Genomic DNA, 12,729 nt, shown 5'->3' on the forward strand with positions numbered 1-12,729 from the left:
CGGTGACAAGCCTAAAGCGTGAGCTCGGAAGAGTTACTCGCCCTTGGCCTTCGCGATGATCTCCTCGGCGACGTTCCGCGGAACCTCGGCGTAGGAGTCGAACTGCATCGAGTAGCTTGCGCGACCCGAGGTCTTGCTGCGGAGGTCTCCGACGTAGCCGAACATCTCCGAGAGGGGCACGAGGCCCTTCACGACGCGAGCGCCGCTGCGCTCCTCCATGGCCTGGATCTGGCCACGGCGGGAGTTGAGGTCGCCGATGACATCGCCCATGTAGTCCTCGGGCGTGGTGACCTCGACGGCCATCATCGGCTCGAGGAGCACGGGGGACGCCTTGCGGGCACCCTCCTTGAACGCCTGCGAACCGGCGATCTTGAAGGCGAGCTCCGAGGAGTCGACCTCGTGGTAACCACCGTCGAGAAGGGTGACGCGGACGCCGACCATCTCGTAACCGGCCAGGATGCCGAACTGCATGGCTTCCTGGGCACCCGCGTCCACCGAGGGAATGTACTCACGGGGGATGCGGCCACCGGTGACCTTGTTGACGAACTCGTAGGAGGCGTCGCCACCCTCGATGGGCTCGAGGGCGATCTGCACCTTCGCGAACTGGCCGGTACCACCAGTCTGCTTCTTGTGCGTGTAGTCGATGCGCTCGACGGTCTTGCGGATCGTCTCGCGGTACGCGACCTGGGGCTTGCCGACGTTCGCCTCGACGCGGAACTCGCGCTTCATGCGGTCGACGAGCACCTCGAGGTGAAGCTCGCCCATACCACCGATGATGGTCTGGCCGGTCTCCTCGTCGGAGTGCACCTGGAAGGAGGGGTCCTCCTCCGAGAGACGCTGGATGGCGACACCCAGCTTCTCCTGGTCACCCTTGGACTTGGGCTCGATGGCGACCTGAATGACCGGCGCCGGGAAGTCCATGGACTCCAGGATGACCGGGTTCTTGTCGTCGGACAGCGTCTCACCGGTGGTGGTCTGCTTCAGGCCCATGACGGCGACGATGTCACCGGCGCCCACCGACGCGATCTCCTCACGCTTGTTCGCGTGCATGCGGTAGATCTTGCCGATGCGCTCCTTCTTGCCCTTGACCGAGTTCAGCACCGCGGTGCCGGCCTCGAGGCGACCGGAGTAGATCCGGACGAAGGTGAGCTTGCCGAGGTGCGGGTCGCTCGCAATCTTGAACGCGAGGCCGGAGAACGGCTCGTCGTCCGAAGGCTTGCGCTTGACGACCAGCTCCGGGTCCTTGACGTCGTGGCCCTCGATGGCCTCGACGTCCAGGGGGGAAGGCAGGTAGCGGACGACCGCGTCGAGCAGGGGCTGGACGCCCTTGTTCTTGAACGCGGTGCCACAGAACACCGGGGTCACGGTGACGGAGTCGGCCGAACCCTTCGACGCGAGGGTGATCCGGCGGATCGCCTCGTGCAGCTGCTCCTCGGTGGGCTCGTTGCCCTCGAGGTACAGCTCCATCATCGCGTCGTCGTTCTCCGCGACGGCCTCAAGGAGCTTGCCGCGCCATTCCTCGGCGGCCTCCTTGTGCGTGTCGGGGATCTCGACGGTGTCGTACATCTCGCCCTTGGCGGCCTCGTCCGACCACACGAAGGCCTTCATCGACACGAGGTCGACGACGCCCTTGAAGTCGGCTTCGGCACCGATGGGGAGCTGCATGACCAGCGGAACCGCACCGAGGCGGTCGACGATCATGTCGACGCAGCGGTGGAACTCGGCGCCGGTGCGGTCGAGCTTGTTGACGAAGCAGATACGCGGCACGCCGTAGCGGTCCGCCTGACGCCAGACGGTCTCGGACTGCGGCTCGACGCCGGCCACACCGTCGAACACGGTGACGGCACCGTCGAGGACGCGGAGCGAACGCTCCACCTCGACGGTGAAGTCGACGTGACCCGGGGTGTCGATGATGTTGATGGTGTGGTCAACATCATTGAGCGGCCAGTGACAGGTCGTCGCGGCGGACGTGATCGTGATGCCGCGCTCCTGCTCCTGCTCCATCCAGTCCATCGTGGCTGCGCCGTCGTGGACTTCACCGATCTTGTACGAAACGCCGGTGTAGAAGAGGATCCGCTCAGTGGTGGTCGTCTTGCCCGCGTCGATGTGGGCCATGATCCCGATGTTGCGGACCTTGGCCAGGTCAAGCGAAGTGGTGGCCATAAGGCTCAATCTTCTCTCGGTCTCGATGGGGTGAGCGACTACCAGCGGTAGTGCGCGAAGGCCTTGTTGGACTCGGCCATCTTGTGGGTGTCCTCGCGCTTCTTGACGGCAGCGCCAAGACCGTTGGAGGCGTCGAGCAGCTCGTTCATGAGGCGCTCGGTCATGGTCTTCTCGCGACGGGCGCGGGAGTAACCGACGACCCAGCGGAGCGCGAGGGTGGCGGCGCGACCGGGCTTGACCTCGATCGGCACCTGGTAGGTGGCGCCACCGACACGGCGGGACTTGACCTCGAGCGAGGGCTTGACGTTCTCAAGCGCGCGCTTCAGCGTGATGACCGGGTCGGCACCGGTCTTCTCGCGAAGACCTTCCATGGCGCCGTACACGATCCGCTCGGCGGTGGAACGCTTGCCGTCCAGCAGGATCTTGTTGATCAGCGAGGTGACAAGAGGAGAGCTGTAGACCGGGTCGATGATGACCGGGCGCTTCGGGGCGGGGCCCTTACGAGGCATTCTTACTTCTCCTTCTTGGCGCCGTAGCGGCTGCGGGCCTGCTTGCGGTTCTTGACACCCTGGGTGTCGAGCGAACCGCGGATGATCTTGTAACGAACACCCGGCAGGTCCTTCACACGGCCACCACGCACGAGCACGATGGAGTGCTCCTGCAGGTTGTGCCCCTCACCCGGGATGTAGGCCGTGACCTCGATGCCGGAGGTCAGACGCACACGCGCGACCTTACGGAGCGCCGAGTTCGGCTTCTTCGGGGTGGTCGTGAACACACGCGTGCAGACACCACGACGCTGGGGCGAACCCTCGAGCGCGGGCGTCTTGTTCTTCTCGACCTTGTCCTGCCGGCCCTTCCGGACCAGCTGCTGGATCGTAGGCACTACTTCTCCGGTTTCTGTGTGCCGTTCGTGAAACTAACCTGGAACACTCACCGACCCACGCGGTCGGGTGTGTCGAACACTGCGCGCCGCTGCGATGAGGCAGACGGAACACAGATTGCGGTGGCCACTTACGGACTCGCCGTGCGGTTGAGGACACGCACCCGAGCCCAGGCACACCCCAGGCACAAGGCTTGAGCGTACCTACCTCACGGAGCTGGGTCAAAACAAATGCCGTCCACCCCGGGCCTCCGCGGCCCGGCATCTGCCACGGCCGGACACCCCGGCATGCCCCTGGGACGTCCGCACGGCCGGCACAGCGCCTCCGACCAGCATAAACGACCCCCCAGGAGCCCGCGGAGCGTCCCGCAGCCCGGCCAGTGCCCGCCGGACGCCGGTCACCCGGGGTGACCGACCTCACGGGGCCCCGGACGGCAACGCCGCAGGGCGGCCACCCCGTGTGTCACGGGATGACCGCCCTGCGGTCGTATCAAGCGGCTCGCCTACTGGTTGTACGGACCGTAGTCGTAGTCCTCCAGCGGAACGGCCTGGCCGGAGCCCGTGCCGAACGGCGAGTAGTCGATGTCGTCGTAGCCGACGGCCGAGTACATCGCGGCCTTGGCCTCCTCGGTCGGCTCGACCCGGATGTTGCGGTAGCGGGACAGACCCGTACCGGCCGGGATGAGCTTACCGATGATGACGTTCTCCTTGAGGCCGATCAGGGAGTCCGACTTGGCGTTGATCGCCGCGTCGGTCAGGACCCTGGTCGTCTCCTGGAAGGACGCCGCCGACAGCCACGACTCGGTGGCGAGCGAGGCCTTGGTGATACCCATCAGCTGCGGACGGCCGGAGGCGGGGTGACCGCCCTCGGTGACCACACGACGGTTCTCGGTCTCGAACTTCGACCGCTCGACGAGCTCGCCCGGCAGCAGCTCCGCGTCGCCGGACTCGATGATCGTCACACGGCGCAGCATCTGCCGGATGATGATCTCGATGTGCTTGTCGTGGATCGACACACCCTGCGAGTTGTAGACCTTCTGGACCTCGCCGACCAGGTGGACCTGGACCGCGCGCTGACCGAGGATCCGCAGCACGTCGTGCGGGTTGGTGGCACCGACGGTGAGCTTCTGGCCCACCTCGACCGCGTCGCCCTCGCCGACCAGGAGACGGGCACGCTTGGAGATCGGGAACGCCGTCTCCTCGCTGCCGTCGTCCGGGGTGACGACGAGCTTCTTGGTCTTCTCGGTCTCCTCGATGCGGACCCGGCCCTTGGCCTCCGAGATCGGGGCGACACCCTTGGGGGTACGCGCCTCGAAGAGCTCGACGACACGGGGCAGACCCTGCGTGATGTCGTCACCGGCCACACCACCGGTGTGGAAGGTACGCATCGTCAGCTGGGTACCGGGCTCACCGATGGACTGGGCGGCGATGATGCCGACCGCCTCACCGATGTCGACCAGCTTGCCGGTGGCGAGCGAGCGTCCGTAGCAGAAGGCACAGGTGCCGACCGCGGACTCACAGGTCAGGACCGAGCGGGTCTTGACCTCCTCGACGCCGGCGCCCACGAGGGCGTCGATCAGGACGTCACCGAGGTCGACGTTGGCAGGCGCGATGACCTTGCCGTCGACGACGACGTCCTCGGCGAGCATGCGGGCGTAGACCGAGGTCTCGACGTCGTCCGTCTTGCGCAGGACACCGTCGGCGCCCTTGACGGCGATCTTCAGCTTGAGGCCGCGGTCGGTGCCGCAGTCCTCCTCGCGGATGATGACGTCCTGCGAGACGTCCACCAGACGACGGGTCAGGTAACCCGAGTCGGCGGTACGCAGGGCGGTGTCCGCCAGACCCTTACGGGCACCGTGCGTGGAGATGAAGTACTCCAGAACGGTGAGGCCCTCACGGAAGGACGCCTTGATGGGACGGGGAATCGTCTCGTTCTTGGCGTTCGACACCAGACCACGCATACCCGCGATCTGACGCATCTGCATCATGTTTCCTCGGGCACCCGAGTCGACCATCATGAAGATGGGGTTCGTCTTCGGGAAGTTCGCGTTCATCGCCTCGGCGACCTCGTTGGTCGCCTTGGTCCAGATCGCGATGAGCTCCTGCGTGCGCTCGTCCTTGGTGATCAGACCGCGCTCGTACTGCTTCTGGACCTTCTCGTCCTGCTCCTCGTAGCCCTTGACGATGGCCTTCTTGGCCTCGGGCACGACGACGTCGGAGATGGCCACGGTCACACCGGAGCGGGTCGCCCAGTGGAAACCGGCCGCCTTCAGGTTGTCGAGCGTCGCCGCCACGATGACCTTGGGGTAGCGCTCGGCCAGGTCGTTGACGATCTCGGAGAGCTGCTTCTTGCCCACCGAGTAGTCGACGAACGGGTAGTCCTCGGGCAGCAGCTCGTTGAAGAGCGCGCGGCCCAGGCTCGTACGCAGGCGGAAGGTGTCACCCGGCTGGTACTCGGGCTCGCCCTCCTCGGCGACCGGCGGCACCCAGCCACGCGGCGGGATGGTGCCCACCGGGAAGCGGATGTCGACCTTCGCCTGGAGCGAGAGCTCGCGGGCGTCGAAGGCCATGGTCGCCTCGGCCGTGGAGCCGAAGGAGCGGTCCGTGCCCTTGACGTTGCGGCCCTCTTCGTCCGTGGTGAGGAAGAAGAGGCCCAGCACCATGTCCTGGGTCGGCATGGTGACGGGGCGGCCGTCGGCCGGCTTCAGGATGTTGTTCGAGGACAGCATCAGGATGCGGGCCTCGGCCTGCGCCTCCGCGGAGAGCGGCAGGTGCACGGCCATCTGGTCACCGTCGAAGTCCGCGTTGAACGCGGTGCAGACGAGCGGGTGGATCTGGATGGCCTTGCCCTCGACCAGCTGCGGCTCGAAGGCCTGGATGCCGAGGCGGTGCAGGGTGGGCGCACGGTTCAGCAGCACCGGGTGCTCGGCGATGACCTCTTCGAGGACGTCGTACACGACGGTGCGGCCACGCTCGACCATGCGCTTGGCCGACTTGATGTTCTGCGCGTGGTTCAGGTCCACCAGGCGCTTCATCACGAACGGCTTGAAGAGCTCCAGCGCCATCGCCTTCGGCAGACCGCACTGGTGCAGCTTGAGCTGCGGACCGACGACGATCACGGAACGCGCCGAGTAGTCCACGCGCTTGCCGAGGAGGTTCTGACGGAAACGGCCCTGCTTGCCCTTCAGCATGTCGCTGAGGGACTTCAGGGGGCGGTTGCCGGGACCGGTGACCGGGCGACCACGACGACCGTTGTCGAAGAGGGCGTCCACGGCCTCCTGGAGCATGCGCTTCTCGTTGTTCACGATGATCTCGGGCGCGCCGAGGTCGAGAAGCCGCTTCAGGCGGTTGTTGCGGTTGATCACACGGCGGTACAGGTCGTTGAGGTCGGAGGTCGCGAAGCGGCCACCGTCCAGCTGCACCATCGGACGCAGGTCCGGCGGGATGACCGGCACGCAGTCGAGCACCATGCCCTTGGGCTTGTTGCTGGTCTGCAGGAACGCGGAGACGACCTTGAGGCGCTTGAGCGCACGGGTCTTCTTCTGGCCCTTGCCGGTGCGGATGATCTCGCGGAGGCGCTCGGCCTCCTCGTCGAGGTCGAAGGACTCCAGGCGCTTCTGCAGCGCGGCGGCGCCCATGCAGCCGTCGAAGTACGTGCCGAAGCGGTCACGCAGCTCGCGGTAGAGCAGCTCGTCGCCCTCGAGGTCCTGGACCTTGAGGTTCTTGAAGCGGCTCCACACCTCGTCGAGACGGTCGATCTCGCGCTGCGCACGGTCGCGCAGCTGCTTCATCTCACGCTCGGCACCTTCGCGCACCTTGCGGCGCACGTCGGCCTTGGCACCCTCGGCCTCGAGCTCGGCCAGGTCGGTCTCGAGCTTCTTGGCGCGGTTCTCGAGGTCCGAGTCGCGGCGGTTCTCGACCTGCTGACGCTCGACGGAGACGTGCGCCTCCAGCGACGGGAGGTCACGCGTGCGGCGCTCCTCGTCGACGAACGTGATCATGTACGCGGCGAAGTAGATGACCTTCTCGAGGTCCTTCGGCGCGAGGTCCAGCAGGTAGCCGAGGCGCGACGGGACGCCCTTGAAGTACCAGATGTGGGTGACGGGAGCGGCAAGCTCGATGTGGCCCATGCGCTCACGGCGCACCTTGGCGCGCGTGACCTCGACGCCACAACGCTCACAGATGATGCCCTTGAAGCGGACACGCTTGTACTTGCCGCAGTAGCACTCCCAGTCCCGGGTCGGACCGAAGATCTTCTCGCAGAAGAGTCCGTCCTTTTCGGGCTTGAGCGTGCGGTAGTTGATGGTCTCCGGCTTCTTCACTTCGCCGTGGGACCAGGTCCGGATGTCGTCCGCGGTGGCAAGGCCGATCCGCAGCTCGTCGAAGAAGTTGACGTCGAGCACTTGTCGTCAATCCCTCTTTCGGGGGTTCGAGCCCCCTCGCTTCACGCGAGAAATCGGGGCACTTCAGCAATGGTCTGAACGGGTCCGGGGAGGGCCGGCCGGATCACGTGGATCCGGCCGGGCAACCCGTCAGACCTCTTCGACGCTGCTCGGCTCGCGCCGGGACAGGTCGATACCGAGCTCCTCCGCCGCGCGGAAGACGTCCTCGTCCGTGTCGCGCATCTCGATGGACATGCCGTCCGAGGACAGCACCTCCACGTTGAGGCAGAGCGACTGCATTTCCTTGATGAGCACCTTGAAGGACTCGGGAATGCCCGGCTCGGGGATGTTCTCGCCCTTGACGATGGCCTCGTAGACCTTCACGCGGCCGGTGACGTCGTCGGACTTGATCGTCAGGAGCTCCTGGAGGGCGTATGCGGCGCCGTAAGCCTCAAGGGCCCACACCTCCATCTCACCGAATCGCTGACCACCGAACTGCGCCTTACCACCCAGCGGCTGCTGCGTGATCATGGAGTACGGGCCGGTCGAACGGGCGTGGAGCTTGTCGTCGACCAGGTGGTGCAGCTTGAGGATGTACATGTACCCGATCGAGACCGGGTCCGGGAACGGCTCGCCGGAGCGGCCGTCGAACAGGTTGGCCTTGCCCGAGGGCAGGACCAGCCGGTCGCCGTCGCGGTTCGGGATCGTGGCCTGGAAGAGGCCGGTGATCTCGTCCTCGCGCGCACCGTCGAAGACGGGGGTGGCGACGTTGGTGCCGGGGGCGACCTGGTCGGCGCCGATGGCCTGCAGGCGCTGGGCCCACTCGTCACCGAGGCCGGAGACGTCCCAGCCGCGGCTGGCGAGCCAGCCGAGGTGGATCTCCAGGACCTGTCCCGGGTTCATTCGGGACGGGACACCCAGCGGGTTGAGGATGATGTCGACCGGGGTGCCGTCCTCCAGGAACGGCATGTCCTCGATCGGGAGGATCTTGGAGATGACGCCCTTGTTGCCGTGACGGCCGGCGAGCTTGTCACCATCGGTGATCTTGCGCTTCTGCGCGACGTAGACGCGGACCAGCTGGTTCACGCCCGGCGGCAGCTCGTCGCCCTCTTCGCGGTCGAAGACGCGGACGCCGATGACCTTGCCGATCTCGCCGTGCGGGACCTTCAGCGAGGTGTCGCGCACCTCGCGCGCCTTCTCACCGAAGATCGCGCGGAGCAGGCGCTCCTCCGGGGTCAGCTCGGTCTCACCCTTGGGCGTGACCTTGCCGACGAGGATGTCGCCGGCGACGACCTCGGCACCGATACGGATGATGCCGCGCTCGTCGAGGTCGGCGAGGACCTCCTCGGAGACGTTCGGGATGTCCCGGGTGATCTCCTCCGGGCCGAGCTTGGTGTCACGGGCGTCGACCTCGTGCTCCTCGATGTGGATCGAGGAGAGGACGTCGTCCTGCACGAGGCGCTGCGACAGGATGATCGCGTCCTCGTAGTTGTGGCCTTCCCACGGCATGAACGCCACGAGCAGGTTCTTGCCGAGCGCCATCTCACCGTTCTCGGTGGCGGGCCCGTCGGCGAGGACCTGGCTCTCGATCACGCGGTCGCCCTCGGAGACGACGACCTTCTGGTTGACCGAGGTGCCCTGGTTGGAGCGCGAGAACTTGGCGATGCGGTACGTGGTGTACGTGCCGTCGTCGTTCGTCACGGTGATGTAGTCCGCGGAGACCTCCTGGACCACACCCGCCTTCTCCGCCTTGAGCACGTCACCGGCGTCGGTGGCACAGCGGTACTCCATGCCGGTGCCGACCAGCGGCGCCTCGCTCTTGATGAGCGGGACGGCCTGACGCATCATGTTCGCGCCCATGAGGGCACGGTTGGCGTCGTCGTGCTCGAGGAACGGGATCATCGCGGTCGCGACCGACACCATCTGGCGCGGCGAGACGTCCATGTAGTCGACGTCGTCACCGGGGATGTAGTCGATCTCCCCGCCACGACGGCGGACCAGGACGCGGGCCTCGGTGAAGCGCATGTCCTCGGAGAGCGTCGCGTTCGCCTGGGCGATCACGAAGCGGTCCTCTTCGTCGGCCGTGAGGTAGTCGACGTCGTCGGTGACGACGCCCTCGACGACCTTGCGGTACGGCGTCTCGATGAAGCCGAACGGGTTGATGCGCCCGTAGGAGGCCAGCGAGCCGATCAGACCGATGTTCGGGCCTTCGGGCGTCTCGATGGGGCACATGCGGCCGTAGTGCGACGGGTGGACGTCACGGACCTCGAAGCCGGCGCGCTCACGGGAGAGACCACCCGGGCCGAGGGCGTTGAGACGACGCTTGTGCGTCAGGCCCGACAGCGGGTTGTTCTGGTCCATGAACTGCGACAGCTGGCTGGTGCCGAAGAACTCCTTGATGGAGGCGACGACCGGCCGGATGTTGATCAGGGTCTGCGGCGTGATCGCCTCGACGTCCTGGGTGGTCATGCGCTCGCGCACGACACGCTCCATACGGGCGAGACCCGTACGGACCTGGTTCTGGATCAGCTCACCGACGTTACGGATACGGCGGTTGCCGAAGTGGTCGATGTCGTCGGTCTCGACCATGATCGAGCGGCCGGACTCGCCGACCGTCTCGGTCTCGCCGGCGTGCAGCTTCACCAGGTACTTGATGGTGGCGATGATGTCGTCGCTGGTGAGGACACCGGCGTCGAGCGGCTCGTCGGCGCCGAGCTTCTTGTTCACCTTGTAGCGGCCGACCTTCGCGAGGTCGTAGCGCTTCGGGTTGAAGTAGAGGTTCTCGAGCAGCGTCTGAGCGGCCTCGCGCGTCGGCGGCTCGCCCGGACGCAGCTTGCGGTAGATGTCGAGCAGCGCGTCGTCCTGGCCCTGGGTGTGGTCCTTCTCCAGGGTGGCGCGCATCGACTCGTACTCGCCGAACTCCTCGAGGATCTGCTCGGTGGTCCAGCCGAGAGCCTTCAGGAGGACGGTGACGGACTGCTTGCGCTTGCGGTCGATACGGACACCGACCATGTCGCGCTTGTCGATCTCCATCTCCAGCCAGGCACCCCGGGACGGGATGATCTTGGCCGAGAAGATGTCCTTGTCGGACGTCTTGTCGATGGAGGAGTCGAAGTAGACACCCGGCGAACGCACGAGCTGCGACACGACGACACGCTCGGTGCCGTTGATGACGAAGGTGCCCTTGTTGGTCATGAGCGGGAAGTCGCCCATGAAGACCGTCTGGGACTTGATCTCGCCGGTCTCGTTGTTGGTGAACTCGGCCGTGACGAAGAGCGGCGCGGCGAACGTGAAGTCGCGCTCCTTGCACTCGTCGATCGAGTTCTTCGGGGGCTCGAAGCGGTGGTCGCGGAACGTGAGCGACATCGACCCGGAGAAGTCCTCGATCGGCGAGATCTCCTCGAAGATCTCCTCCAGGCCGGACTTGGTGGGGACGTCTTGTCCGCTGTCCAGAGCAGCCTCGACGCGAGCCTTCCAGGCGGCATTGCCGAGGAGCCAGTCAAAGCTCTCGGTCTGCAACGCGAGGAGGTTCGGAACCTCGAGGGGCTCCTTGATCTTTGCAAAAGAGATGCGCAGCGGGGCGGTGCTGGCACCGTTGTTCGTATTCGAGGTCGAGGCGTTGCGCGAGGCGGCCAAGAGGGGGTCCTTCCGAGGGCTCGGACTCACTACGCGCGTACCGGCCCCAAGCCGCACACAGAGACAGAAATCCCAAGGTCAGGGAAGGTCCGGCCATCGGTGCTAGGCGTGGGCATGCCCCTGGTGACGGGCAGGAGGCAGCTAACAGGCAGCGCAAAGGGTCAGTGTAGCCAAGCGGCACACTGATGTCCAGTCGGGGTTCTCAGAGACCCACGTTGCTCTCAACAGCTGTTCTCAACACCTATGAATAGCCCTCGCGCGGTGTGCGCTCTTCTTTACTGCCCTCTTCGCTCTCGATCCATGCCTCGGATGCGGATCGAGATGACGACGCGTCCTGAGAATTGCGCGCCGCGTGCGGTTCGTCAAGGCCCCGAGTCCGGGACCGATCCCCGGCGATCTTCACCTGGGCCCCCAGGACGCCCGTTGACGCCCCCTGGGAGACGCACGGCGAAGATCACCCTACTCGTCACCGCCGGAAGATCAAGGCAGCCTCCCTGAGCACGCCAAAGGGCGACCACCCGGATGGGTGATCGCCCTTTGCGATGTGACATCCCCGCCTCGCGGCAGGGACGGTCCTGAGGAGTCAGACGACTCGCAGGGTCACTTGACCTCGACGGAGGCGCCGGCGCCCTTGAGGGACTCGGCAGCCTTCTCGGCGGCCTCCTTGGCGACCTTCTCGAGGACGGGCTTCGGGGCGCCGTCCACGAGGTCCTTGGCCTCCTTGAGACCCAGCGAGGTCAGCTCACGCACGACCTTGATGACCTGGATCTTCTTGTCACCGGCGGCGGTGAGGATGACGTCGAACTCGTCCTGCTCCTCGGCCTGGGCACCGGCGTCGCCGCCACCCTGGGCGGGACCGGCAACGGCGACGGCCGCGGCGGCGGTGACGTCGAACTTCTCCTCGAAGGCCTTCACGAACTCGGAGAGCTCGATGAGGGTGAGCTCCTCGAACTGGGCGAGCAGGTCTTCCTGGCTGAGCTTCGCCATGATGGCGTCCTTCCACTAATTCGGCAGGTGCCGGATGTATATGTAGGCGGGCGTACGGGCCCGCTGCGAGCCGGTGGAGCGGAGTGTTACTCCGCCACCTCGGCGTCGGCGGGAGCCGGCGTACCGGCACCGCCCTGCTCGGCCCTCTTGGCACGAAGCGCTTCCGCGGTGCGGACGAACTTCGACGGCAGAGCCTGGAAGAGCTGCGCAGCCTGAGTCTGCTTGCCCTTCATGGCGCCGGCCAGCTTGGCGAGCAGAACCTCGCGGGACTCGAGGTCCGCGAGCTTCTTGATCTCATCGGCGGACAGCGCCTTACCGTCAAGGACACCGCCCTTGATGATGAGGTTCGGGTTGTCCTTGGCGAAGTCACGAAGACCCTTCGCCGACTCCACCGGGTCACCGGTGATGAAGGCAACCGCCGTCGGACCTGCGAACAGGTCGTCCAGCGTGTCGATCCCGGCCTCGTTGGCCGCAATCTTGGTCAGCGTGTTCTTCACCACGGCGTACTGGGCGTTCTCACCGAGCGAACGACGCAGCGTCTTGAGCTGCGCCACGGTGAGACCCCGGTACTCGGTCAGCACGGCGGCGTTCGAGCTGCGGAACTGGTCCGTCAGCTCGGCTACCGCGGCAGCCTTGTCGGGCCTTGCCATGAGCGTCGGCCTCCTTCCGGGTGATGAGGAC

General features: G+C 66.0%; 7 protein-coding genes. All 7 read right to left on the reverse strand.

The window, feature by feature from the left end:
- Positions 1–33 precede the first annotated feature (33 nt).
- The gene (fusA, locus tag ACFC51_RS05150; protein WP_376374175.1) at positions 34–2,163 is read right to left on the reverse strand and encodes an elongation factor G; all 2,130 of its coding nucleotides are present in this window, start codon (positions 2,161–2,163) and stop codon (positions 34–36) included.
- Between the two features lie 38 nt (positions 2,164–2,201).
- The gene (gene rpsG, locus ACFC51_RS05155; RefSeq protein ID WP_018101248.1) at positions 2,202–2,672 is read right to left on the reverse strand and encodes a 30S ribosomal protein S7; all 471 of its coding nucleotides are present in this window, start codon (positions 2,670–2,672) and stop codon (positions 2,202–2,204) included.
- A 2-nt stretch (positions 2,673–2,674) separates the two neighbouring features.
- On the reverse strand, positions 2,675–3,046 hold the full coding sequence (gene rpsL, locus ACFC51_RS05160; RefSeq protein WP_003948652.1) for a 30S ribosomal protein S12: 372 nt from the start codon (positions 3,044–3,046) through the stop codon (positions 2,675–2,677).
- 500 nt (positions 3,047–3,546) lie between these two features.
- Positions 3,547–7,446, reverse strand: coding sequence for a DNA-directed RNA polymerase subunit beta' (locus ACFC51_RS05165; protein ID WP_376374178.1), 3,900 nt, complete (start codon positions 7,444–7,446; stop codon positions 3,547–3,549).
- A 129-nt stretch (positions 7,447–7,575) separates the two neighbouring features.
- Positions 7,576–11,061, reverse strand: a complete 3,486-nt coding sequence (rpoB, locus tag ACFC51_RS05170) for a DNA-directed RNA polymerase subunit beta (protein WP_376374181.1) — start codon at positions 11,059–11,061, stop codon at positions 7,576–7,578.
- A gap of 600 nt (positions 11,062–11,661) precedes the next feature.
- Positions 11,662–12,048 (reverse strand): 50S ribosomal protein L7/L12, encoded by a 387-nt coding sequence (gene rplL, locus ACFC51_RS05175; RefSeq protein ID WP_356737290.1) that lies wholly within the window; start codon positions 12,046–12,048, stop codon positions 11,662–11,664.
- Positions 12,049–12,134: 86 nt separating this feature from the next.
- On the reverse strand, positions 12,135–12,698 hold the full coding sequence (gene rplJ, locus ACFC51_RS05180; RefSeq protein WP_376374183.1) for a 50S ribosomal protein L10: 564 nt from the start codon (positions 12,696–12,698) through the stop codon (positions 12,135–12,137).
- Positions 12,699–12,729 lie beyond the last annotated feature (31 nt).

Origin of the sequence: Streptomyces sp. NPDC055962, assembly GCF_042270185.1 — a bacterium.
Classification (GTDB): Bacteria; Actinomycetota; Actinomycetes; order Streptomycetales; family Streptomycetaceae; genus Streptomyces.